Here is a 24964-nt window from a genome sequence, read left to right as displayed (position 1 = left end):
GACTGATCGGATTGGAGCGAAACGGGTGATCGGATTGGAGCGAAATCCGCAACCGCGAGCATCACGACGAATCAGGAGCGGCGCGACGGCCATCTTCGTAGCGCCGACTTCCTCGATTCGGAGCGGTATCCGGAGATGCTCTTTGTGAGCACGAGCATCGCGAAGATCAGCGCTCGCGACTACGAGATCAGCGGCAACCTCACGATCAAGGACCAGACCCACCCGGTCGTCCTCGCCGCGGAGCTCCTCGGCACCGTGCCCGGCATGCAGGGCGGCCGACTGACCGCCGTCAGCGCCGACACGAAGATCAACCGCAACGACTGGGGCCTCACCTGGAACGTCTCCCTCGAGAGTGGTGGCTGGCTCGTCGGTGACGAGATCAAGATCCACCTCGAGTTCGAGCTCGTCGCACCCGCGGTCGAGCCGGTCGCCGCAACGGCCTGACCGGCAGGCGACCCGCGCCGCCGGTCACCAACCGCCATCTGACCGATGCCCCGGCCCACACGCGGGGCATCGTCGCGTCCTGCGGGCCTCGCTGCCCCGCGAAAGGCCCGCGCTCCTGAGGCGGAGCATTTGCCGTGGGACCCGCCAGGCCGTGCCTCCGACGGCAACGATTCTTCGCTCAGGCGACGGCGGATTCGCTGACGCCCAGCTCGCCTGTTACCTCAGCCTCACGTCCGCTTGAGCGTCCGATCGTTGCCCGTCGTGCTCTGCCGACGCAGCAGAATGTGGGGACATGGAGTCCAAGGGTCGGCCAGGCCCGGCCCGAGATGACGCCGAGCTGTCCCTCGGGGCAGAGCCGCGCAAAGAATGGCCTAGAGCGCTTGATTCTGGAAAATCGCACGAACCTCCGCCTCGCCCGGAAGACCCGCCTGCGCGCCTCTCTGCCGGGTTGAGAGACTCGCCGCGATCGTCGCCAATCGGACGACTGACTCGATCCGGCTGCCGCCTGCGAGGAAGTAGCACAGGGCCCCGGCGAAGCAGTCGCCTGCGCCGGTCGCATCGACCACGTCAATCGCAGGGGCGTGGACCTCAACATACGGTCCGCCATGGACTCGCAGCATGGCGCCCGCTGCGCCGCGCGTCACGACGACGGTGGCCGTCGCGAGCTGACGAAGGATCTCGGCGAGAGCGCCCGCTCCGGCTTCATTCGTCAGCACCACATGAGCTCGATCGAGCACCTGAGCAACCGCTTGGGGCGTGCCACCAGCCCCGAGGTCGGCCAGCTGACGCGCCTCGAGGCCGACGACCACGGGAACGGTGCTCTTAGCTATGATGTTCGCAGCCACTGCCCAGGGCACGGCGCTCAGATACACGACCGCCGCGCCATCGGCGACGACCGCCGGATCGAGATGGCTCACCTTGTCCGCGACGCCACGGTCGACGATGACGAGGCGCCGTTCGCGGCTGCGCAGGATCACTGCCACCGTCGAGCGGCCGTCGACGATCGCCATGTCGGCCGTGTCGAGCCCACGATCGATGAGCTGTCTAAGGATGAAGTCCCCGATCGGGTCCCGCGCGACGACCGCGTGGAGGCGCGCCTGTCCACCGAGTTGAACGATCGCCGCTGCGGCGTTCGCCCCGGTCCCGCCGAGCTCGCGGCTGCTGGTCGCCTCGACCTTCTCGTCGACCCCATCGAACGAGGCAACCTCGAAGGAGAGGTCGAGTGCGGCATCACCGATGACGGCAATGACGGGTCCATCGGCTCTCGCCCGGTCGGGTGGTGCAATGGGCGCGGCCACGCAGGTTTCCTTAGCCCGTCACGAGTTGCTGGCCGACGACCTTGTCCTCGGTCAGCGTGATCAAGACGCCCTGGAGCGTCCCATCTGAATAGGCGCTTCCTGGGTTGATCACGACGCTTCGGCCGACCTTGCCGATCCCCCGAGATTCGTGGATGTGGCCGTGGAGGGAGAGTACGGGTTGGACGCGTTCGAGCACGGCGCGCACCGCCGTGCTCCCCACCGGAGCGAGCAATGCCTGACCACCGGCCATGACAAGCTTCATATCCGGCGTCATCTTGTAGGCAAGGTCGAGACCGGACTCGATCGGTGGGTCGTGGAAGTTGAAGATCACCGGGCGACGGACGTCGAGCTGGTCAACCAGCCCGTCGAGCGCGACCGCCATTTCCGCCTCCGTGATCTCGCGAGGGCTGTGCCACGGAGTCGTTGTCGCGTAGCCCCAGCTGATCACCTGAAACCCTTCGAGCTCGACACACCGACCCTCCGCATCGGTGATCCAGTCGCCTTGTGTCAGGATGCGCTTCACCTCCGGCTCATCGTCGTTGCCGGGCATCATCAGCGCCGGGATGCCCGCTGCTCGCAACCGCTCATCCGCAAGGGTCACCCATCGTTCGGCGTTCTCGCTCATCACCGTTCGGAAGATCGTCCGGACGAGGTCCGGATCGGCGTTCATCGCGGTGAGCTCGGCCGGTGTCGTGCGGTACGGGTAGGAACCCCGCCCCCGGATCGCCGTCTCGAGGGCCTCCAGGGCGCTTCCTGATTCCACCTCACCAGCGATACCCTCGGCCTTTGCCTCGAAACGACCGGGCGCGACCTCGACGAGCGGCACAAGGGACTTGCCGGTCAGGTCACCACCGAAGATCACAGCCTGCGCCTTGTAGAAGGGGGCTGCGTTGAGGAACTTGCGGAACACCTTCTCCGAGCCATGGATGTCGGACGCATAGAAGATCGTGAGCTTCTTCGCCAAGGGAATTCCCTATCGTCCTGGGCCCAGGGCAGCGTCGCGTGCTGCCACGATGCGCTTCACGGCCGCCGGTTCCATCTCCCCCGACCAGACGCCGCCGCTCTTGAGCGCGCTACCGACAATCGCGGCATCCGCGACGGAAAGGAGCCGACCGATATTCTCATCGGTGACACCCGATCCGGCGACCACCGCGAGGTCGGTAACTGACCGGACCTCCTGCACGTCCTCGTAGACCGGCGGATCGGCAAGGCGCCGGCCGGTCACGATCACGGCGTCAGCATCGAACCACTCGAGGTCGCGGACCTGCTCAACGAGCGGCCGGTCGGCGGTCAGCGCGTGGCTCCCGAGCTTGACCAGGACGTCCGCCCACACGCGGACCTCGTCTGCACCGATGCCGTGCCGGTAGCGGCTCACTTCGCCGGCCCGCCCGCTCAGGATTCCCTCGTTCGCGACATACGCGTTGACCCATTGATTGGCCCGCACGAACGCGCCGCCGCCGGCTGCCGCTACAGCAATCGAAGAGTCAACAGCATTCGCGAGGCAGTTCACGCCGATCGGAACCTGGACCTCGTCTCGGAGCACCCGGAGGATTACCGCCATCGCGGCAGTCGTCTCGTGGCCAACGCGGTCGGGAGGGACGAATGGGATGTCCCAGCCGTTCTCCACGATCAGGCCGTCGAACCCGGCGGACACGAGCAGACGTGCTTCACGAAGTGCCTGCTCGATGGCGCCTTCCACGCCTTCCTCGGCCCGGTACTTGGGGGCTCCGGGCAACGGACGCAGGTGGAGCATCCCGACAAGTGCCCCGCGTCGTCCGAAGAGACGCTGGACCTCATTTGGCTTCGGCAGACCGCCCCCGTTCGTACTCATTGACCCACCAATCCGGACAGGAAGGCCATAACCAACCCGCAGGACAGCCGCGGACTGATCCCGGACAGGTCGTAGATCGGGGCGAGTTCGACGAGATCGAACGCGATCGGCCGGGCCCGGCCGAGGAGGCGGGCGACCTTGAGCGCATCGCGTGACGACATGCCACCTGGCTCCGGGGTGCCCGTGCCAGGAAAGTGCGAGGCATCGATTGAGTCCTGATCGAAGCTGACATACAGCCCATCGACTTCATCGGAGGCGATCGAGATCGCCTGGCTGAGGGCCTGCTCGAGACCGATCTCCTCGATCTGCTCGACGCCGAACCAGCTGATCCCGTTCTCCCTCGCCGCCTCGACTTGCGAGCGCGGGTTGAGCCAGCCGTGCACGCCGAAGACGACGACGTTAGCGGGCGCCACATTCGGGATCTCGGCCGCCCGGAACGTCGGACATCCACTCATATACCGCTCACCCTGCCAGTCCGGCGCGGTATCGAGATGCGCATCGATACTGAGGTAGCCCATCCGGCCCACGGTCCGGGCCGCCCCTTGTGCCGCTCCGATCGCCAAGCTGTGATTGCCGCCGACGAGGACCGGAAACACGCCGCGTGTGCGGACCTCCTCGACGTGGTCGGCGATGAACCCCATCGTTCGCTCGGCATTCGGCGGCAGAACCGTGACATCGCCAACGTCTGCCGTCGGCAACACGTCCCACAGGTCGAAGTCGCGCTGAGCGTCATAGCCAAGGAACCAGCTTGAGGTGTCGCGAAACACGCGCGGGCCGTAGTTCGCGCCGTTGCGACCGGCGTTCCCCTCGTCCCATGGGACACCAGCGATCGCGCAGCGGAAGCCCTCGAGCGCATCGAGCGACGCGTGCGGGCGCCCGAAGAACGTCGCGACGCCGGACTGGATCACGCCGAGTTCGCTTGGATTGGGGAGGGGCGGGTTAGGCATCGGTTCGAGTCCCTGTGATGACATCGAGCCCGAGAGCTCGAAAGGCGTCGAGGATCACTGGATCGGCCCCATCATCGGTGACGAGGCCGGTCAGCAGCGTCGGTTCGCAGATCGTCGAGAACGCGGTCCGGCCGAGTTTCGTGTGGTCCACGACAGCGTACGACCGGTTGGCTCGGCGAATGAAGGCACGCTTGACCTCGATGGCTTCGAGGTCGGTATCCATCGGGCCGTGCTCGGCCGTCATGGCCGGTGCAGAAATGAGGGCGAGATCGCAGTGGAGTTGATCAGCCGCTCGTTCCGTCATCGCCCCGACGACGCTCATCGAGCGTGGTTGGAACGTTCCCCCAAGGATAACGAGCGTGACGTCCGTGCCGGCGAGCTCGTTGATTGCTGGAAGGCTGTTCGTCACGACCGTCACGCTTCGGCCCCGGAGTGCGCGCGCGATTTCGAGCGTTGTACTCCCGGTGTCAAGGCCGATCGAGATCCCATTCTTTACGAGCCGCTCGACCACGGCCCGTGCGATCGCCCGTTTCTCCGGGCGATTCTCCTGGGCCCGGATCTGGAGGTCGCGCTCAGTCAACGAGGTTCCCGGGGCGACCGCGCCGCCCCGGGTCCGGACGACTAGACCGAGCCGAGCGAGGCGGTCGAGGTCACGCCTGATCGTCTCTTCCGAGACGTCGTATTCCGCCGCGAGTCGTGGGACCTGAACGGACCCATGTTCGACGACCGCCTCATGCACTCGCTGGAGTCGGATTTCGCGCACGGATCAGTCGGGGGGAATCTCGGTCGCCGAGAGGCGCACGTCGAAACCGCGGCTCTTCCGGAACGCCCAGATGACCCAGAACAGGATGAACCCGACGATCGGGAGTCCCACGTTGAGGGGCACCCCCGTTGAACTCGCCCCGATCCCAACAAAGGGGTCGAACCAGAGAATCCAGAGCACGATCAGCATGGCCGGAACGAGGAGCGCTCCCCAGATCGAGATGACCGGGATGCCGGCGATCCGGTTCGCACCGCCGGCCGCCCACACCGCCGGGAGGCGATACGGGTAGACGATCGCAGCCACGCCCGTCACGGCGAACATGAGGACCCCAGCCCAGAGGAGCGTGATCACCGACAGAATGCCCACTACGAACAGGACGAGTGATGCTTCACCGAGCACGAAGGCGATCAGGATCGCGACATGCGGGGTCGCAAACCGCGGATGGACGTCGGACACTTTTGCCGGCAAGTACCCGTCCAAGCTCAGGGCGAGCATGAGCCGAGTCGCGGTGAAGAAGTTGATCGGCATCCAGACGTAGGTCCAGAACAGGAAGGTAAACCCGAGCAGGAGCGACCACGCGATGCTCGGCGAGAAGGCGATCGCGAGCAGCTCGTTGTACGTCGGATTGAAGGCCAGCCCCAAATCGCCCGGCGCTGTGGAGGCAAGGCCCTGGAGGAACGACTGCCCGATCGCCTGCTCAACGACCACGATCAAGAGCGCGATCGAGATACCGGTAAGGATGAGCGACCCTATCATCCCGATGCGCTGCGTCTGTCCGGGGCGTCGAACCTCGCCGCCGATGTAGCAGGAGGTGGCGCCGAAGAGGACCATGTAGATCGTCCAGAGCATTGCGTAGAACGTCGACTGGGCGGAGAACCCGGTGGCCGCCGGGGTGTTTGAGGCGACCTTCGCTGATGCGTTCGCGATCCCTCCGAGAGAGCTGACGTATGCGTCGAAGTGCGCCGGGAAGGCGCCAGCGCTCGCCGTCAGCGCGGCGATGACCCCGAGCACGACACCTGCCATCGCGAGGAGGAAGGCAACGTTCTGGATCCGCATGTAGGTCCGTACGCCGCGGATCAGGATGTAGGTGAACGCAACTAGCAGGACGGTCCCGACGACGATCGTGCCGATCTGGCTGCTGACCCAGTTGCCGATGTCGGTGAACGATGCTGACCCGGTCGCGTTGCCGAGCTCTCGCATCCAACCGGCGACCCCAAGTTGGGCGAAGAATGCTGCCGGAGCGCCGATTGCGGTGACGGCGAGCATGATCCACGTCCACGCGAGGGTGAACCCAACGACCGGACCCCAGCGTGCGCCGAAGATCCGGCTCGTCCAGACATAGTCGCCACCCGAGCGGGCCATGTCTGCCGACATCCGGGAGTAGACGAAATACAGCGGGACGACGAGGAGGCTCCCGAGGATGGCCGAGAGCGGAAAGTTGCCCCCAGGGTAGGCGGCGATCGCCGTGAAGAGGAACGCGACGCCGAGCCCGATGTTCTGGTTGTTGACGTTGTAGACGAAGACGTCCAACGTGCCGGCTTCCTTGCGTAGACCGGTCGAATTCCGGACGAAGATCTGTTGCGTTCCAGCGCTCATGTCGCGCCCATGCCTCCTCCGCCTCCACACCTGCGTCCACAAGCGAGTCGCAGTTTCGGACTATGCTACACACAACTTCCCACACTTCAAGAGGCAAGTTTGCAGGAGCAGGACTTGCCGAGTTTCGGGAAGCACTTCTGCTGACCACGCTCGCGGAACGACCCTATCGAGGCCCTCCTGGAAGGGGAGAGCTACAATCCCGACAAGCGATTCAACATGCGCGACGGCGCCCAGCGTCTCTGCTGCGAGGCACCTGCGGGTCGTGGTCGGTGGACGTGATGTTCGACCCACTCGAGGTAAGCCACGTTCTTGATCTGCGCACTCCAGCTTGCTTCGCCGGAGCCGACGATCCCGTTGGCTGCTCCTCCTCACGAAGCTCATTATCTGGGAGATCAACCGCAAGGATCTGATCGACCCTCTTTGCCCACTGGCGGATCACCCGCTCGGGGGACACCGATGTCGACTCCATCGGCATCGGCCGGATCACCTCAATCCGCGGGGGCGAACTGGGGTGATACCAATCGCTCAATCTGGTGAAACTCGACTTCCTAGCGCACAAAGGACGCGCGGACGTGGAAGTCCACCCTCAACAACAGGGACGCGAGGGACATTCTCCACCCCGGCGACGCAGGCGGTCATTCGTTCCGCTTCATGCCCACCCCATAGTCCGCCAGGAAGCCACCATCGACGGCGAGCGTCTGGCCCGTGACGTAGGACGCCGCAGGTGAACCGAGGAATGCCACGACCTCGGCGATCTCCGTCGCCTGGGCCACCCGCCCTGCTGGGATCCGAGCGAGCACGTCGCGCTCGTCGATGGCGCCGTGCTCATACGCGGTGCGCAGCATCGGGGTGTCGATGTAGCCGGGAGCAACCGCGTTGACGCGCACACCTCGCGCCGCCCATTCGACGGCAGCGACCTTGGTCAGCGACACGACGCCGGCCTTCGAAACGCTGTACGGGGCTCGCCCGGGGGAGCCCCGTTCCCATGCTACGGACGCGATGTTCACGATGCTGCCGGATCCCTGACGGAGCATGATGCGGCCAGCGGCGCGGAGGCACCTGAAGACGCCGTCGAGGTTGACGTCGAGCACGCGGTGCCAATCGACCAGCGACAGGTCCTCGATGAGCCCGTGCGTGGTGATCCCGGCGTTGTTGACCAAGAGGTCGAGCGAGCCGAGGTCCGTCGCCACACGCCCGAGGACGTCATCGACCTGTGCCTCGTCGGTGACGTCCATTCGGCGAAACTCGACCGCGCTTCCTGCCCGGTTCAGCCGGGTGGCCTGTTCTTGTCCTAGCGTTTCGTTGACGTCGACGATGACCGCGACGTAGCCAGCCTTGACGAGACGTTCGATGATCGCGAGGCCGATGCCGCTGGCACTGCCGGTCACGACCGCGACCTGCCGGGATCCCTCCACGCTGTTGCCTCCTATCGTGCGGTAGACGTCGAGCGGGTTGACAGCGACGCGACCGCCGTCCAGTCAACACGCAGCCCAAGGCCGGCGTCGGTCGGTGCCAGGATCTCAGTGGACCCGCGTGGCAGTTCGATCTCAGCGGCGAGGAACCGCGAGGCCCCCCAGGTCGGACTGCCGGGCGGAAAGATCTCCACGGGGCCCACGTCGGGCCAGGCGAAGACGCAGTGGCGGTGGATTTCAGGGTAGGCGTGCGGTGAGATCGCGTAGCCGGCACGATGCGCCGACTCGCGCACCGAGGCGAACTGGCTGAAACCCCCGATGGCGGTCGCGTCGAGCCGCACGAGGTCGACGGCGCGTTCACTGATCAGCGCGTCCATCGTAGATCGGACCGAGACTTCGTCGCCTGCGCCGATCGGTGTCCGCACCGCGTCGGCCAATGCCCGGATTGCGTGCCAGTCGGACGCTGGGAAGGGATCCTCGACCCACGACAAGCCGAAGTCCTCCCATGCCTGGACGGCCTCGACAGCCTGCTCGACGGTTCGCCATGACCAGGCCATGTCAACCACGAGCCCAACCTGGTCGCCCACCGCGGCTCGCACGGCTTCGAGGCGGCGAGCCATGGCGAATGGGTCAGCCATCGGGTACAGCTTCAAGGCAGCGTAGCCACGGGCCGCAGGCTCGACCAGGCGCGCGGCATATTTGGCGTCCGCTTCGAGCGGTCCCGCGTACGGTGCAACCATCATGACCTCGGCGGCCTCGCGGTACCCGCCGAGCAGGCGCCATACGGGCAGGCCGGCGACTTGTCCCTTGATGTCCCAGAGACAGATATCCAGAAGTGAGATCGCGCGCAGCACGACCCCCGTCGGACCGAGGGCGACGACGGCGCGGGTCAGGTCCTCGATGCGACGCGGGATATCGAGGGCGCTGCGTCCGAGGAGCAGCGGAGCCAGGACCTCGGTGACGGTCAGATCGACGGGCGCACCGCGGGACAATGCGTACGCCGCCCCTTCGACTCCGTCGGATGTGCGCACCCGTACGACGACAAAGTCGCGGTGTTCGATGACGAGATCCCCGAGCACGATCGGCGTGTCGAGCGCGATCCGGCAATGCCACGCCTCGATGCGATCGATGACGCCTTCGGTCACCGATCCTCCCTCCAACGGGCGATGAAGGCTTCGTCGAGCTCGAGACCAAGCCCCGGGGCGTCAGTCATCTGGTACAGGCCGTCGGCGGGACCGGAGCGGTTCGCGAGGAGATGCCAGAAGATCGGGTCGCGGTCGGGGTGGAAGCACTCAAGGTAGGTGCCGTTCGGCACGCCGGCGAGCAGATGCGCCGCGATCTGCGGTTCCTCGTGATGGGCCATCTCCACCCCATAGGCCAGCGCGATCGCGGCAACCCGGAGCCATTCGGTCGGTCCACCGCTCCATGAGGCGTCGAAGTTGCAGACGTCGATCGACCCCGAAACGATCAGGTCGCGGACACCCGCGCGGGTGAACTCGCTCTGCCCGGCCGTGATCGGGATGTCGCACTTTTGGCGGACGACGCGCAGGTCGACGCGATCGTTGAGCCAGCGAACGGGTTCCTCGAACCAGCGCAGGTTGAGTCCAGCGGCACGTCGCGCGAAGTCGAGCGCCTCCGACACCGTGTAGGCCTGGTTCGCGTCGACCATCAGGACGAAGTCTTCGCCGGCCGCGGCACGAGCAATGCCGACTCGACGGGCATCCTCGGCAGGTGTTGCGCCCCCGATCTTGAACTTGCAGCCGGCGATCCCGAGACGCTGGTAGTCCTCCATCTCGGCGCCGATGGCAGCGTCGGACTGGTTGTAGTAACCCCCGATCGCGATCACTGGAATGGCCGAGCGGCTGCCGCCCCAGACCCGCCAGAGCGGCATCCCCATGGCCTTCCCGGCCGCATCCCAGAGAGCCGAGTCGAGCGCGGCCATCGCCATGATCACCAGGCGGCGATCCCGCAGGATGTCGTAGCTCGGCGGGAGCATCAGGTCCCACAGGCGTGCGTTTGCCGGCAACTCCTGACCGCGGATCAGCGGCAGCAGCTCGTCGCGGATGATCCGGGCGATCTCCAGCTGCGTGTTCGGCTCGTCGCCGTTGTAGGACAGTCCGACCACGCCCTCACGAGTCATCACCCGCACCACCAGGGTGCAGCGGTGGTCCATGGAGTACTTGGACCCCTGGAACACGCGCGAGAGGGGCACGCGAAGAGGGATCACCTCGACCTCCTCGACGTGCAGGCTCACGGGTCTCGTCGTGGCTGTCCGCTCACCGTCGGGCGAGGTGAGGGTATCGTCGCGAAGGTCTGTCATCCCTTGACCGCTCCACTTGTGAGGCCTGCCACCAACCAGCGTTGGAAGATCAGAAAGAGCACGAACATCGGGACGGCGCCGATCGTCGCGGCGGCCATCGTTTCGCCCCACCGGATGTCGCCGTAGGTTCCGGCGACGGAGTAGAGGCCGACCGGGAAGGTCAGGTTCGCCTTGGAGCTCAGCAGCACCGAGGCGAAGAGGAACTCGTTCCACGACTCCATGAAGACGAATACCGCCACGGCCGCGAGACCGGGCAGTGACACGGGGAGCACGATGCGACGCAGGACGTCGAATCGCGACGCGCCGTCCACCCGGGCGGCCTCGTCGAGATCGACGGGGATGTCCCGGAAGAAGCCACGCAGCAGCCAGATCCCGAAGGGCACCGTCAGCATGGTGTCCGAGATAACGACGCTCACGAGCGTGTCCTGCAGGTGCCAGTTGACCATCGTCACGTAGATAGGCACGACGAGCAGGATCGGTGGGATGACGTAGGCGAGCAGGACGAACCGATCCATGAACCGGCTGCCGAAGAACCGGAAGCGCGCCAGGCTGTAGCCGCCGAGCACGGAGATGCTCGTGGCAATGACCGTCGTGGCCATGCCCACGATCGCGCTGTTGACGTAGACCGTCGGCGAGATGGTGCCGTTGGTGAACGCGCGAACGTAGTTCTCGATCGTCAGATCTGACGGGTTGGGCACGACCGACGATGAGAGGATGGCCCGCTGGGGCAGGAACGAAAGGAGCACCATCTGGTAGATCGGGAAGATGACGAGCAGGAAGATGAGCACGCCGAGCGCGGTCCGCGCGTACGCGGCCTGGCCCCTCATGTGTGCTGCTCGCGGATGGTGAGGCGCAGGAAACCCACGGTGAGCACCATCAGCACGGCCGCGATCAGCGTCGCGTAGGCACTCGAGAGCCCGAGCTGGAACGTGCGGAACGCGGTGATGTACACCTGGATCGGCAACGTCATCGTCGCCTGTCCCGGACCGCCGCCGGTCAACAGGTAGGTGAAGTCGAACCAGTTGAACGTCCAGATGAACCGCAGGATCAAGGTGATCGCGATGATGTAGCGGAGCTGCGGCAAGGTTATGTGGCGCAGCTCGCTCCAGTAGCCGGCCCCATCCACTTGCGCCGCATCGTGCAGCTCACGTGGCACGGTCTGGAGGGCAGCAAGGAACACGAGGATGACGAAGGGGATGCCCTTCCAGACGTGGGCAATGATCACCGTGAGTAGCGCCGTATCGGGCGACCCGAGCCACGCGATCGGCTGCGCCACCAGTCCGATCGCCTCGAGGATGGCGTTCACCGGACCAAACGACGCATCGAAGAGCCAGCGGAACACGAACGCCGCAACGACCGTCGGCATCGCCCACGGCAGAATGACGGCTGCGCGGAGAAGCCAGCGCAGGCGGAAGGCCTCGTTGAGCAGCAAGGCGACGCCCAGGCCCAAGACGATCTGGGCGATGGCGGAGGCCGTTGAAAGGACCACCGTGTTGGTGACCGTGGTCCAGAACGTGGAGAGCGAGAACAGTTGCGCGTAGTTCGCCAGCCCGACGAACGGCGTGCCCAGCTCGGGCTGGGTGAGGTCACGCCGGAGGAAGCTCGTGGCGATGGTCTCCACGACGGGTCGCGCGGCGAAGACCAGGAACATGAGGAGGGCCGGGAGGACGAGCGCAAAGCCGAAGAGGCTGCCACGGCCCCGGTCGCTGCTCATTCGAGCGAGCAGTGATCGGGGCCGCGTGCGCGCGCCGAGGCGCACAGACATCAGGGGCTAGGGTACTGGGGCCGAACGGTCCCGATCAGCCTCCCTTGAGCAGCTCGGCGATGCGTGTCGCCGCCCAGGCGGCCACACTCTGCGGGCTCTGACCTTGTTCGATCCGGGCGCCCATCTCCGAGTAGACCTGTTGGTTGTAGACGAGGGCGTTCTGCTTGCTGACGCTCGGGTCACCGTAGGTGGGACCGGCGTAGCCTGTGGCGGCAGCTTTGGCCGCGGCCTTGTAGATATCCGCGAGCGGCTTGATACGGCCCTGGTTGTAGAAGTCGGTGCCGTCGGCGACGGGCTTGAACTCAGGCACGAACCCGAGCACCTCACGCCCGATGAATCCCGTGTAGTTCTGCGCCTGGAACATGAACTCCAGGAACGCCTTCGCCGCTGCCTGATGGGGGGAGGCCGCCGTGATCCCGTACTGGCTCGTACCGGCCCAACCAGCGTACTGGCCGCCGTTCAGCGGGATCGGGACGACGCCGACGTTGGGCAGCAGGTCCGCATTGTTCGCCTGGAGTGCCCCCAGGAACGATGCCGAGTCGATCTTCATCGCGCACTTGCCGGCGATGAAGGGCAGCTTCGCGTCATCCATGTTCATCGCCGTCCAGCCTGCCGGGGTCAGGTGCTGGTCGTTGATGGTCTTGATGAAGTTCAGGACGTTGACCGTCGCCGGAGAGTTGATCGTCACGTTGCCCTGGGCGTCGAACGCCTGGGCACCCGCCGCGAGCATCAGGTCCGTGACGTAGTACGCGTCGAGGCCCTTGTCGAAGAGGCAGATGCCGTAGTGGTTGCTGTTCGTGAGGGCCTTGGCGTCATTGACGATATCCGTCCAGCTCTGCGGAGCCTGGAGCCCGGCCTGGCTGAACCAATCCTTGCGGTACCAGAGGGCGTGCGGGTAGCCGATGAACGGGATCGCGTACATCTTGCCGTTCTGGGACAGGACCTGGCGTTCACCGGCCGGGAAGTTGTCGGGGCCAAGGGTGTTGTAGACGTCGGTGATGTCGGCGAGCATCCCCTTCGCCATCAGTGCCGCCGTATTCGGTTGCCAGGTGTAGACGATGTCCGGCAGGTTGCCGGCCGCCGCCGCTGCGTCGATCTTGGCGAAGTGGGCGTCCCATGACGTGGTCGTGATCTGGACCGTTATGTTTGGGTTCGCGGCCTCGAACTGTTGGATCAGCCACTGATGCGCGGTCGCGTCGTCAGGACGATTCTCAGGGCTCCAGATCGTGAGGGTAATGGGTGCGGATGCCTGCGTGGGCGTGGCGGTGCCCACCGCGGCGCTTGACGCGGTAGTACCGCTGCCGCTCGGAGCGCTGCTCGGCGCCGCCGTCCCGGCCCCGCCAGAACAGGCGCTCGCGACGAGAACAATGGCAGTCGCCAACGCGGCCACCCGGCCGCCATGGCGACGCCTCGACCATGCCACTGTCATCGACTCTCCTCCTCGTGGTACGCCCCGGCACACGCCGGGCCGTACCAACCGCCCCGACTCCTCGTCATCGAAACGATTCCATCGGAGCGCCATAGAAGCATATGGGCGAAGGCTGCGTCAAGCCTGAATCGGTGGTGACACGCACCAGCAGCGACGCTATGCTACAAGACATGACGGCCCAAAGTGGTGGAACCGTTTCGAACTTGCCGATCCGACCGACGTTGCGTGAGGTGGCTGCCCGCGCCGATGTCGCGCTTTCGACGGCATCACGGGTGCTCAACAACGGGTCGGCCAGTCCCGAGCTTCGCGAGCGAGTGCTCGCCGCCGCGGAAGCCGTCGGCTATCGGCCGCACGCGCTCGCGCGCAGCCTTCGAACTGGGGCTACGCGCACCGTTGCATTCCTCGTCCCGGACATTGCCAATCCGCTGTTTGGCTACATCGCCCGCGGCGCCGCGGCGCGCTTCGGCGCGGCCGGGTACTCGATGCTGCTCGCCATCTCCGATGGTCGACCCGAACGGGAGCGGTCCTTGATCGAGACGATGGCGAGCCGTCAGGTCGATGGATTCCTGCTCTCGTGCACGGACGAGGCCGACGCGGGACTGATCGAATTGCTCTCGTCCATGCGGGTGCCGATCGTCTTGCTCGATCGGGAGCTGCCGGTCTCGGGCGCTCACCGGGTGCTTATCGAGCACCGGCGTGGTCTCATTGAGGCGGTGGCGCACTTGGCAGAGCTCGGTCACCGCCGAATCGCCTATATCGGCGGGGACACGATCGTGCGTCCCGGGCGCGAGCGGCTGGCCGGCTACCTGGCGGGCATGGCCCAGCACCTGTCAACGGCGGAGCCGGCCGTGCGCCTCGGGAGCTCCGGACACGAATTCGGGCGAAGGGAGGCACTCCGGCTCTTCGCGGACACGACGCCGCCGACGGCGATCATCTCTGGGGGCAACCAGATTTCGACGGGGGTGCTCCAAGCCGTCAGAGAGGCAGGCAAGGACATCCCGAGCGACCTGTCGTTCGTGGGCTGCGACGACATCGACGCGCTCGTCCTCAACAACCCGCCCATGACCGTCGTGAGCCGTTCGGTCGAGGAGATCGGCAGTGAGGCCGCAGACTTGCTGTTGGGCGCCCTGCGTGGCGAGGTCACCGAGCCGACGACGCGCGTCATCCACAGCCGTCTCGTGGTGCGTGGTTCAACGCGCCGCCCAACTGATGCACCAGGGAGCACGCGATGACTGTCGGACGCCGCGCGGCTCTCGGGGAGCCGCGCGGACGCTATGCCCGCATGGCCCTCATCCGCGGGTTCCTCGAGCGATGCAGGAGTCTTCACGACCGAGGTGAGATTCGCGGCTCGATTCACCTCGGCATCGGCCAAGAGGCGGTCGCGGTGGGGGTCTGCTCCACGCTCGGGGATGAGGACGTCATCACGGCTACCTACCGCGGCCACCATCACGCGCTCGCCATGGGCACCCCGGCCGGCGCGATCCTCGCGGAGATGTGCGGGCGAGCCACCGGCTGTTGCGGCGGTCTGGGCGGGTCGCTTCACCTTGCCGACGCGTCGGTCGGAAACCTCGGTTCGAATGCCATCGTGGGCGCAGGCGTGCCGATCGCCGTCGGTGCCGCCCTCGCCCGCCATCTCACGGGTTCCAACGGCGTCGCAGTGGCGTTCTTCGGCGATGGCGCGGTGAACCAGGGCGCCGTGATGGAGGCATTCAACCTCGCGGCCGTCTGGCATCTGCCCGTGCTGTTCGCCTGCGAGAACAACCAGTTCTCCGAGATGACGCCGGCGCGGGACATGATCCGGACCGAGACGATCGCCGAGCGCGCTCGCGGTCTCGGTATCGACAGTGAGCGTGCCGACGGGATGGATGTCGAGGCGGTGCGGCAGGTCGCCACGGCGGCGATCCACCGACTCCGAGCGGGCGCGGGTCCGGCGTTCATCGAATTCGAGACCTATCGGTTCTCAGGGCACTATCACGGTGACCCCGAAACGATCCGTACAGCGGAAGACATCGAAGCCTGGCGCTCCCGCGACCCGATCGAACTCGCACGGCGTCGTCTGCTCGGGGAGGGTGCAACCGAAGAGACGCTCGGCCGCGTCGAGCGAGACGTGGCAGAAGAGTTGGACGAGGCGGAGGCCGCCGCCCTGCGGGCTCCGCGGCCGGAGTGGGAACCCGCGGTCGCGCTCGTGCCCGTTGCGGTGACCGGAGGGACTCGATCCACAGGAGGCGACGCATGGCACGCGTGAACTACGTCTCGGCCATGCGGCTCGCGCTCAAGCAGGCGCTGGGCGACGATCCCAGGACGTTCCTCATGGGCGAGGACATCGGCCACTACGGCGGGGTGTTCCGTATCACCGCCGGCCTTCAGGACGAATTCGGCGCCGAGCGCGTGCGGGACACGCCGATTTCCGAGGCGGCGTTCATCGGGGCTGCTCTCGGTGCCGCGATGTGCGGCTTGCGCCCGATCGTCGAGGTCATGTACGTCGACTTCACCCTCGTCGGGATGGACCAGATCATCAACCAGACTGCGAAGACGCGGTTCATGACCGGAGGGCAGTTCCAGACGCCGATGACGATCCTGACCCAGGGAGGAGGCGGGAAGGGGAACGCCGCGCAGCACTCGCAATCCCTCGAGGCTGTGTTCGCTCAGATACCCGGCCTGACGGTCGCGCTGCCCGGGACGGTGCCGGACGCCTACCACCTGCTTCTCGCGGCAACGAGACATGATGACCCCTGCATCGTCATCGCACACAAGGCCCTCTTCGGCGATATCGCCGACCTCGACGCTGCCTCTTCGGGTGATCCATTCGGTCGGGCTGTGGTGCGCCGGGTAGGAAGTCAGATCACGCTTGTCGCTTGGTCCGCCATGGTCAAGCAAGCGCTTGCAGCCGCCGAGGCTCTTGCCGCCGATGGGGTCGACGCCGAGGTCATCGACCTTCGGACCCTCCGTCCGTTCGACTACGACACGGTTGCGACCTCCGTGCAGAAGACGGGACGATGTCTGGTGATTCAGGAGGCCCCATTGACGGGTGGGTTCGCCGGCGAGGTGGCCGCATCGATCGGGGAGTATGCCTTCGATCATCTCGATGCCCCCGTCGTGCGGATCGGTGGGGCTGAGATGCCGCTGCCGTATGCCGTGAATCTGGAATCCATGGCGATTCCCGACGCAGCCCGGATCGTCGCGGCGGCGAGCCGTCTCGTTGCGGCGTAGCGGGCCGCACGGATCCGACGCCTGAGGAGACCACCAGATGACCCGTCCCGATCCGAACATGACCACCGCTGAACGGATCGGCGGTCACGCTCTCGACCACCTCTGGATGGGCAATGTGCCGATCGACGACGTCGTGGCCCAGGGCGGTCCACTGGTACTCACCCGCGGGGACGGCATCTACCTCTGGGACGAATCCGGTCGCCGCTACATCGACTGCATCGCTTCACTCGAGGCGGTCGCGATCGGTCATGGTCGGATCGAGATTGCCGCCGCGGTGGCAGCCCAGCTCTCGCAGCTCGAATTCCTCGACACGCTCCGGTACGTCTCGCGCCCGGCGGTGGAGCTCGCGGACCGGTTGGCAGCCCTCGCACCCGGCGACCTCGACGCGGTGCATTTCGCATCAAGTGGCTCCGAGGCCGTTGAGGCCGGACTCAAGATCGCGCGTCAGTACCACTACCTTCGTGGGCGGCAGGGGAAGTTCAAGGTTATCGCGAGGCGGGGTGGGTACCACGGATGCACGTACGGGGCAATGGCGATCGATGGCAGCTACTACCGCACCCACAAGGAGTACTTCGAGCCACTCCCGCCGATCGGCCGGTTCGTGGCCGCACCTGACGATGCCGAAGAGTTCGACGCGCTCATCAGGTTTGAGCGACCTGACACGGTCGCCGCGGTGATCATCGATCCGGTCGCGACGGCGTCCGGCATCTACCCAGCAGATGACGCGTTCTGGGTCCGCCTCCGCGAGATCTGCGACGAGCACGACGTGCTCTTGATCGCCGATGAGGCCATCACCGGCTTCGGCCGCACGGGCCGGATGTTCGCCAGCGACCGAGCGGGCGTGACGCCCGACATCCTGACGGTCTCGAAGGGGTTATCGAGCGGCTACATTCCCATTTCCGCCGCAATCGCGAGTCGCAAGATCGCGACTGAGTTCCGCGGAGCGCCGCACCGCGCCTTGGCTCATGGTCACACGTTCGGGGGCCACCCGGTCGCCTGCGCGGCGGCCCTGGCCAATCTGAAGATCATTGATGAGGAGCACCTCGTCACCAACGCGGCGACCGTCGGATCGTACTTGGAGCGCGCGCTCCAGGGGTTGCTCGGCCGCGGCCTTGTGATCGCCGTCCGCGGAACGGGTCTCATCTACGGTGTCGAGCTCCGAGACGCGGACCGCCCGGATGAGCTCCCCCTCGACATCGGCCAGGCCATCGTCAGCCGGCTGCGGGAGAACGGGGTGCTGACGTTCGTCCTCCATCCAGGGAACGTGTTGTTCCTGTGTCCGCCGCTCGTGATCAACGAAGAGCAGGTCGACGAGCTCGTTGCCGCGATCGCGACCTCGCTGGACGATGTCCAGCGCGACCGTCGCATGGACCTCCCGATAGCCCGCGGCGCGACCGCCCTCCGATCTACGCCATGATTTGCCGACGCACCTCGGGGTCAAGGGTCGGCGTCCGACAACGAGGAGAACTCCGGCACAGACAAGGTCCCGCGGGCCGACACGGCCCGCACTGGCCGCGAACGAGTCGGCGAGCTTCGTCAGCTCCGGGCGGCGCCTGGCGTCGCCTGGCGTCGCGGAGGAGTGCGTCCCCGAGTTCGTCGACCTCTGCGACCAACGCGATCGCTGATGACCTCGGCGGCAAGGCCCCTCTACCGGCTCGCCAGCGCGTCCGCACATGGAAGCAATGGCCCTCGACGACCTGCACGGGGAGTGATGGTGAAGGGATTCGTCGTTCCGCCTTCCCCAGTTCGCCTGATGACGCGTCATCAGGCGAAAGGGCGGGAGATGGACGCAATCGTCCTCGTGAATCATCCGGACGACTTCAATCCGAAACCCGAGCGACGGGCCAGCGAGCTCAGGGTGATATATGAACCGCAGTTACACGGGTATATCAGGCGATCTGTAACCCTGATCCTCCGGCCGGACCCAACGGCGATCTTCTATCCGTTTCGTACTCTGGCCTAGACGCTCGGCCCCCTGCCTCGTTGGTAATGACTCGGCGTCTCCGAAACGGAAGCACAATGGCTCGGTCAACCGTCCTCGATGCCCAAGGATTGAGCCCGGCCGAGGCATACACCTCGGCGGGGAGTCGTCGGCCGCAAAGTCGCAAGCCAAGGCTGTGTTGCAGAAGTTCCAAGGACCGACGCTTGAGTTTCTGCCGTGGTGGGACGCGTTCACACCGGGCCGGACGTTGTTGGAAGATCTCGAAACCATCAAGGGACGCGCCGACGCCGCGCTGCTGGTCGTCTCTCCAGAGTCAGAGACGGTCGTCAGCGACCTGCACCAGCCCGGTGGCGACCGCTACTACACCGATGCGGGCGGGACGCGCGCGAATGTCGTGGTGGTGACGTGCCCATCCTGCACCTTCAACGACTACCTCCGGACGGACCCGGACAGGACGACCAGCAACAACCTTCTGAGTCTGCCAAGGGTCTAGCCGGCCGTAACTCTCCCGACAAGCCCACGTTCTATTCCTTTCGGCCCGGCGACTCATGCGCTCCTCCGCAGCGCGTTCGCGATCCACTCAGGCAGCACGATCCTGGGTGTGGAACCCGGCGGTTCAAGCCCATTCAGCCCGACCAGATCGTTGGCGCGGCGATCGTCGGCGAGCGCGATCCGAACCAAGGCGGTCTAGGGCGACGATCCGTCGGACAGTTCCTACAATCGAGGGGCGCGTCCGCCTGCTCATCCGGTGGGCGATCGCGCGACGAGGAGACGAGATGACCGCAGGGCTTGGCACCGACACCACCCCCCGATCCGGGGCATCGCGCCCTCCGGTAGCATTCGCCGCCGACGGGACGGAGATCGCCCTGCCCCGAACCGGTCTCTTCATCGGCGGCGAGTGGCGGCCGTCCAGCAGCGGCGCGACGATGGCCGTCCGCGACCCCGCCACCGAGGAGGTCATCGCCGAGGTCGCCGACGGCGAGGTCGAGGACGGCATCGCGGCGTGCGGGGCAGCGTCGAGGGCGTCTGCTCCCTGGGCCGCGACGCCGCCCAGGGAGCGGGGTGAGCTCCTGCGCGCGGCGTTCGAGCGGATGCTTGAGCAGGCCGAGCGACTCGCCTACATCATGAGCATCGAGAACGGCAAGACGCTCTCCGACTCCCGCGGGGAGGTCCGGTACGCCGCCGAGTTCTTCCGCTGGTTCTCGGAGGAGGCGGTCCGGAACCGAGGCTGGCTCGGGACGAACCCTTCCGGCAGCAACCGGATGGTCGTCCTCCACCAGCCGATCGGGGTCTCCGTCCTCGTCACGCCGTGGAACTTCCCCGCCGCGATGGCGACGCGAAAGATCGGCCCGGCCCTCGCCGCGGGCTGCACCGTCGTCCTCAAGCCCGCCTCGGCGACGCCTCTCACGGCGCTCGCACTCGCCGAGATCCTCGCCGAGGTCGGCGTGCCCGGCGGGGTCGTCAACGTCGTCCCATCCTCGCGCTCGGGGAAGGTTGTCGCGGCGATGCTCAACCGACCCGAAGTCCGCAAGCTATCCTTCACCGGATCTACGACCGTGGGCAAGACGCTCCTGGCGGAGGCGTCGCGGCGCGTCGTCAGCTGCTCCATGGAGCTCGGTGGGAACGCGCCGTTCCTCGTCTTCGCCGACGCGGACATGGAGCAGGCCGTCAAGGGCGCGATGATCGCAAAGATGCGCAACGGCGGCCAGGCCTGCACGGCCGCGAACCGATTCTACGTCGAGGAGAGCGTGGCCGACGAGTTCGCCGAGAAGCTCGGCGCTGCGATGTCACGCCTGACGATCGGCGCCGGTACGGCGTCCGACACGGAGTGCGCGCCGCTGATCAACGCCGAGGCCCGGGACAAGCTGAGCCGGCTCGTCGATGACGCCGTCGCGCGCGGCGCACGGATCGTCTGCGGCGGCCGGCCGATCGGCGGCAAGGGCTACTTCGTCGAGCCGACCGTGCTGACCGACGTCCGGCCGGGATCCGTGCTGCTCGACGACGAGATCTTCGGCCCCGTCGCCCCGATCATCCCCTTCCGCGATCTCGGCGAGGCGATCGCCGCGGCGAACGCGACTCCGTATGGCCTCATCGCATACGTCTACACGCAGGACCTCGCGCGGGGGCTCGCCGTCTCCGAGGCGCTCGAGGCCGGGATGATCGGGCTGAACCGCGGCCTCGTCTCTGACCCGGCCGCCCCGTTCGGTGGCGTGAAGGAGAGCGGGCTCGGACGCGAGGGCGCCGATGTCGGAATGGCCGAATTCCTCGAGACGAAGTACATCGCGACGGGCTGGTAGCCGACCGGCGGCCCGAGTCGACCGCCCCGCCGCGGGTTCAGCGGGCGAGGCGCTCCCTGAGCCACGTCTCGAAGCGCACCTTGAGTGCGACCGGGTCTGGGAGAAAGAGCGGGCACGTGGCGTTGCCTGGCTCGATCCGGACGTGGAGGAAGTGCGGGCCGGGCTCCGCGAAGGCGCGGTCGAGCGCCTTGACGACCCCACCCCGATCCGACGCGACGGAGACGACCGCCCCGACCGACCGCGCCATCTCGGCGAGGTCGAGCTTCCCGGCGTATGTCGGGACGTCTGCCGTCGAGCCGTAGACGCCGTTGTCGAGCAGGACCACGATGACCTTCTCAGGCGCGAGGAAACCGAGCGTTGCGAGCGCATTCAGGTTCATCAGAAGCGAGCCGTCGCCCTCGATCGCGACGACCCGTTCTATCGGCTCGTGGTCGAGCGCGAGCGCGAGACCGGTCGCGACCGAGACGGCGAGCCCCATCGAGTCGAGCAGGTAGAGGTAGTTCGGGCGGTCGGAGATGGCCGCGAGCTCGCGCGTTGTCGCCGCGCACGTGACGATGACGGGCACGGTCTCGATCGCCGGAAGGATCGCCTCGAGTGCCTCGATCCGCTTCATAGGCCGGCCTCCGCCTTGGGCGCCCAGAAGTCCATGAGGAGGGCGACCGGGCGGTGGGTCATCTCTGCGTGTCGGTACGCCTCGACGATTGTCCCGGTCCAGTCGTCGGACGAGTTGCGACGGTCCACGAGGAACACCGGGATCCGGGCCGCGTCCAGCATGGCGGGCACGCCCCCGCTGAACGAGTGGATCATCGAGTTGTACTCGCCGAGCCCGCCGCGTGTGTTCGCGAGGACGAGCAGCGGGACGTTGTAGGCGACGGCGAACGTCGTGAGGGCCGTCAGCGAGTTGCCAAGGCCGTTGTCCTGGACGAGCATCGCGGCGCGGCGGCCCGCGAGCGCGATCCCGCCGACGATCCCCACGCCCTCCTCTTCCCGCGAGATCGGGAACGCGACCGGCGAGCCGGCCTGGCCGCTCCGGACGCGGAAGTGCTCGATGATCGGCGCGATCGAGCTCGACGGAAGGTACGCGAGGAAATCGAGCTTCAGGCGCTCGATGCCCGCGATGACGGCATCGGTCTGGGCTGTCACGCGGTGGCCTCCGGTCTCGCTCTACCCTCGACCAAGGCGAGTGGCGGCCGGTGAACCTGGCCGCCCTTCATGACGAAGTCGACCGCCGTCAGGGCGGCCACGTCCGCGAGCGGGTCGCCGGGAACCGCGATGATGTCCGCCCACTTGCCAGCCTCGAGCGTACCGGCCTCGCCGGCGACGCCGAGAAGCTCGGCGGCGAGGGTTGTGGCGCTCCGGATCGCCTCGATCGACGACATGCCCAGCCGCGTCTCGAACGCGAACTCCTCGGCCTCGTTGACCTCCGTCCACGGTGCCGAGCCGGCATCGGTCCCGAACACGACCTTGACGCCCGCGTCGAGGCAGTTGCGGAAGGAACGCGCCTGGATCGCCGGCGTGTGCCCCCAGAGCGGGGTCCGCTCGCGGGCCCGGACCTCGGAGACGTACTCGGTCGGCAGGAGCATGGGACAGAGGTAGACGCCCTGCGACGCAATCTTCCGTGCGACCTCGGGGCGAACAGAGAAGCCGTGCTCGATCGAGTCGACGCCGGCATCGAGGGCCATCCGGACGCCGGTGTCCGATGTCGCGTGGGACGCGACACGCGCACCGCGGGCATGGGCCTCGTCCACGATGGCCTTGAACTCCTCGGCGGTCCAATTCGGCGCCGACTCGATGTAGCCGTCCTCCGTCATCCGCTCACCCGGACCGCCGTTCGCGTAGACCTTGATCCACTCCAGGCCATACGCCATCTGTTCGCGGACCGCCCGCCGGCACCCCTCCGCGCCGTCGGCGACAAGGACGCCGGACGGGTACTTCCAGTCGTCGCGATAGCCCGAGATCGAATACGTGCCGGTGCTCGACATCGCCGGGCCGGCAACCTGGAGCCGCGGTCCCGGGATGACCCCCTCCGCGACGCCGTCGCGAAGCCCGACATCGTCGTAGCCGGCGCCTTCGGTCCCCATGTCCCGGGCCATCGTGAACCCGTGGTCGAGCGCGATGCGGAGCGCTCGCACGGCCCGCACCACGCGGTGGGCGCGGTGCTCCTGGAGGAGCTGATACGGGAAGTCGGCCTTGCCCCGCGTCCCCTGGAGGAAGACGTGGGTGTGGCAATCGATGAGGCCCGGCATGAGGACGCGATCTCCGAGGTCGATGATGCGGGTTCCGCTCGGCAGCGGCGCTCCGACGGATTCGATCCGCTCACCGCGCACGCCAATGACGGCATTCTCCTCGTAGCGCCCGGACCGGACGTCGAGGAGGCGGCGTGCTCGGATTCCCACGAGCTCCGAGATGGCCTGGTTCGTCTCACTCATGTCTCTTCCTCCTCCGACCGGTTCGACGCTATGGCTTCGTATGCCGGCGAACGTAGTCGATGAGCCGACGGATCCCTTCCGTCACATCCTCCAGCGGCGCCGAGTACGCGATCCGCAGCCCGTGCTCCTGCGTCTCGTCGAACGCGGTCCCCGGGACGACGGCGACGTACTGCTCCTCAAGGACACCCATGGCGAGCTCCGAGGCAGGCGGGGCGCTCTCGGGGTACGTGACCCAGAAGTAGAAGGCGCCTTCAGCCGGGGAGTACCTGAGGACGTCCTGAGCGCCGAGGAGGTCGAGGATCGCTCGCCGTCGGCGGGCGAACTCGGCCACCATCCGTTCGCGGTCGTCCTGCGGACCGTCGAGGGCGGCCGCCGCACCGTGCTGCTCGAACGTCGGGGCACAGACCGTCGTGTACTGGTGAACGCGGAGCGCCCACTTGACGAGCTCGCGCGGTCCCGCGAGGTAGCCGAGGCGCCAGCCATCCATCGCGTAGGCCTTCGCGAAGCCGGAGACCAGGAGCGTCCGCTCGCGCATCCCCTGGAGCGATGCCGGCGACACGTGGCGCACGCCGTCGTAGATGAGATGTTCGTAGATCTCGTCGGAGAGCGCGATGGCGTTCGTGCCCTGGAGCTTCGCCGCAATGGCCTCGAGCCGCGGCTGGTCGAGGACCGCTCCGGTCGGGTTCTGGGGCGTGCAGAGGATGACCATTCGGGTCCGCGGCGTGATCGCCCGCCCGAGTGCCTCGGGGTCGATCCGCCAGCCGTCACCCTCCTGAAGCTGGAGGAAGACGGGGACACCGCCGGCGAGGCGGACGCACTGTGCGTAGTGGGGCCACGCCGGGACTGGGATGATCACCTCGTCGCCCGGATCGAGGTAGGCCATCATCGCGATCCACACCGCCTCGTTCGCACCGATCGTCACGACGATCTCGTCCGCCGGCGCGTAGGTCAGCCCGTTGTCGCGGCCCAGCTTGGCAGCGATCGCGTTCCGCAGCTCCGGGATGCCCCAGTTCGATGCGTAGTGGACCGCTCCGGCGTCGAGCGCCTTCACGGTCGCACGCTTGATAAGGGCGGGCGTGTCGAAGTCGGGGCGCCCGATCTCGAGGTGGTAGATGTGGACTCCCTGGTCCTCCAGCTCGTGCGCGCGGTCGAAGATGACCCGGATCTTGGACGCTGGCACGTCGGCGAGTCGGGCCGCGGGTCTGAGCAGCGATTCGTTCATGTCGGTCCTCCACTGCGTTGAGTCTGTGAGAGACGCGTCGAGCGGGAGTCCGCAGGACG

At 66.8% G+C, this 24964-nt stretch carries 23 protein-coding genes; 7 read left to right on the top strand and 16 right to left on the bottom strand.

Annotation, left to right across the window (positions count from 1 at the left end; genetic code table 11):
• Positions 1-33 precede the first annotated feature (33 nt).
• A complete protein-coding gene (locus IVW53_11020) occupies positions 34-444 on the top strand; it encodes a YceI family protein (protein MBF6606101.1) in 411 nt (136 codons plus the stop codon).
• Between the two features lie 371 nt (positions 445-815).
• Here IVW53_11020 and IVW53_11015 read toward each other — a convergent pair whose 3' ends face one another.
• The 12 genes from IVW53_11015 to IVW53_10960 form a co-directional block, all read right to left on the bottom strand.
• Complete coding sequence (locus tag IVW53_11015; GenBank protein ID MBF6606100.1) at positions 816-1742, bottom strand: carbohydrate kinase family protein; 927 nt, start codon at positions 1740-1742, stop codon at positions 816-818.
• Between the two features lie 10 nt (positions 1743-1752).
• Positions 1753-2706: a metallophosphoesterase gene (locus IVW53_11010; protein MBF6606099.1), complete on the bottom strand. Its 954-nt coding sequence runs from the start codon at positions 2704-2706 to the stop codon at positions 1753-1755.
• A gap of 9 nt (positions 2707-2715) precedes the next feature.
• Complete coding sequence (locus IVW53_11005; protein MBF6606098.1) at positions 2716-3573, bottom strand: BtpA/SgcQ family protein; 858 nt, start codon at positions 3571-3573, stop codon at positions 2716-2718.
• Positions 3570-4520 carry an agmatinase family protein gene (locus IVW53_11000; GenBank protein ID MBF6606097.1) on the bottom strand — a complete coding sequence of 317 codons (951 nt, stop codon included), beginning with the start codon at positions 4518-4520 and terminating at the stop codon, positions 3570-3572. Before IVW53_11000 ends, IVW53_11005 begins: the two co-directional genes overlap by 4 nt.
• Entirely contained in the window at positions 4513-5259 is a 747-nt protein-coding gene (locus IVW53_10995) for a DeoR/GlpR transcriptional regulator (protein MBF6606096.1), read from the bottom strand. Before IVW53_10995 ends, IVW53_11000 begins: the two co-directional genes overlap by 8 nt.
• A gap of 27 nt (positions 5260-5286) precedes the next feature.
• Positions 5287-6879, bottom strand: coding sequence for an APC family permease (locus IVW53_10990; protein MBF6606095.1), 1593 nt, complete (start codon positions 6877-6879; stop codon positions 5287-5289).
• Between the two features lie 635 nt (positions 6880-7514).
• Complete coding sequence (locus tag IVW53_10985) at positions 7515-8294, bottom strand: SDR family oxidoreductase (GenBank protein ID MBF6606094.1); 780 nt, start codon at positions 8292-8294, stop codon at positions 7515-7517.
• Between the two features lie 11 nt (positions 8295-8305).
• Entirely contained in the window at positions 8306-9370 is a 1065-nt protein-coding gene (locus tag IVW53_10980) for a mandelate racemase/muconate lactonizing enzyme family protein (protein MBF6606093.1), read from the bottom strand.
• A gap of 62 nt (positions 9371-9432) precedes the next feature.
• On the bottom strand, positions 9433-10539 hold the full coding sequence (locus tag IVW53_10975; GenBank protein ID MBF6606092.1) for a mandelate racemase/muconate lactonizing enzyme family protein: 1107 nt from the start codon (positions 10537-10539) through the stop codon (positions 9433-9435).
• A gap of 68 nt (positions 10540-10607) precedes the next feature.
• Complete coding sequence (locus tag IVW53_10970) at positions 10608-11438, bottom strand: carbohydrate ABC transporter permease (protein ID MBF6606091.1); 831 nt, start codon at positions 11436-11438, stop codon at positions 10608-10610.
• Entirely contained in the window at positions 11435-12325 is an 891-nt protein-coding gene (locus tag IVW53_10965) for a sugar ABC transporter permease (protein ID MBF6606090.1), read from the bottom strand. Before IVW53_10965 ends, IVW53_10970 begins: the two co-directional genes overlap by 4 nt.
• Positions 12326-12410: 85 nt before the next feature.
• A complete protein-coding gene (locus IVW53_10960) occupies positions 12411-13649 on the bottom strand; it encodes a sugar ABC transporter substrate-binding protein (GenBank protein ID MBF6606089.1) in 1239 nt (412 codons plus the stop codon).
• Positions 13650-13906: 257 nt separating this feature from the next.
• Here IVW53_10960 and IVW53_10955 point away from each other — a divergent pair, with 257 nt between their 5' ends.
• The 6 genes from IVW53_10955 to IVW53_10930 all read left to right on the top strand — a co-directional run bounded on the left by IVW53_10955 (position 13907) and on the right by IVW53_10930 (position 21254).
• The gene (locus IVW53_10955; protein MBF6606088.1) at positions 13907-15037 is read left to right on the top strand and encodes a LacI family DNA-binding transcriptional regulator; all 1131 of its coding nucleotides are present in this window, start codon (positions 13907-13909) and stop codon (positions 15035-15037) included.
• A complete protein-coding gene (locus tag IVW53_10950; GenBank protein MBF6606087.1) occupies positions 15034-16050 on the top strand; it encodes a thiamine pyrophosphate-dependent dehydrogenase E1 component subunit alpha in 1017 nt (338 codons plus the stop codon). Before IVW53_10955 ends, IVW53_10950 begins: the two co-directional genes overlap by 4 nt.
• Positions 16038-17015 carry an alpha-ketoacid dehydrogenase subunit beta gene (locus IVW53_10945; GenBank protein ID MBF6606086.1) on the top strand — a complete coding sequence of 326 codons (978 nt, stop codon included), beginning with the start codon at positions 16038-16040 and terminating at the stop codon, positions 17013-17015. The genes IVW53_10950 and IVW53_10945 overlap by 13 nt, the downstream gene beginning before the upstream one ends.
• Positions 17016-17052: 37 nt before the next feature.
• Complete coding sequence (locus IVW53_10940) at positions 17053-18432, top strand: aspartate aminotransferase family protein (GenBank protein ID MBF6606085.1); 1380 nt, start codon at positions 17053-17055, stop codon at positions 18430-18432.
• A gap of 703 nt (positions 18433-19135) precedes the next feature.
• Positions 19136-19450: a DUF3892 domain-containing protein gene (locus IVW53_10935; GenBank protein MBF6606084.1), complete on the top strand. Its 315-nt coding sequence runs from the start codon at positions 19136-19138 to the stop codon at positions 19448-19450.
• Positions 19451-19733: 283 nt separating this feature from the next.
• Positions 19734-21254 carry an NAD-dependent succinate-semialdehyde dehydrogenase gene (locus IVW53_10930; GenBank protein MBF6606083.1) on the top strand — a complete coding sequence of 507 codons (1521 nt, stop codon included), beginning with the start codon at positions 19734-19736 and terminating at the stop codon, positions 21252-21254.
• Between the two features lie 37 nt (positions 21255-21291).
• Here the strand turns inward: IVW53_10930 and IVW53_10925 are convergent, their stop codons facing one another.
• Genes IVW53_10925 through IVW53_10910 form a run of 4 tightly spaced genes read right to left on the bottom strand, consistent with a single transcriptional unit; the run spans position 21292 to position 24905 of the window.
• Positions 21292-21867, bottom strand: a complete 576-nt coding sequence (locus IVW53_10925; GenBank protein ID MBF6606082.1) for a phosphonopyruvate decarboxylase — start codon at positions 21865-21867, stop codon at positions 21292-21294.
• Positions 21864-22397 (bottom strand): thiamine pyrophosphate-binding protein, encoded by a 534-nt coding sequence (locus IVW53_10920; GenBank protein MBF6606081.1) that lies wholly within the window; start codon positions 22395-22397, stop codon positions 21864-21866. The genes IVW53_10925 and IVW53_10920 overlap by 4 nt, the downstream gene beginning before the upstream one ends.
• Positions 22394-23683, bottom strand: a complete 1290-nt coding sequence (locus IVW53_10915; protein MBF6606080.1) for an amidohydrolase family protein — start codon at positions 23681-23683, stop codon at positions 22394-22396. Before IVW53_10915 ends, IVW53_10920 begins: the two co-directional genes overlap by 4 nt.
• A gap of 28 nt (positions 23684-23711) precedes the next feature.
• The gene (locus IVW53_10910; protein ID MBF6606079.1) at positions 23712-24905 is read right to left on the bottom strand and encodes a pyridoxal phosphate-dependent aminotransferase; all 1194 of its coding nucleotides are present in this window, start codon (positions 24903-24905) and stop codon (positions 23712-23714) included.
• Between the last annotated feature and the right edge of the window lie 59 nt (positions 24906-24964).

The organism is Chloroflexota bacterium (assembly GCA_015478725.1).
Taxonomy (GTDB): domain Bacteria; phylum Chloroflexota; class Limnocylindria; order Limnocylindrales; family CSP1-4; genus C-114.
This window is presented reverse-complemented; position numbering and strand designations above follow the sequence as displayed.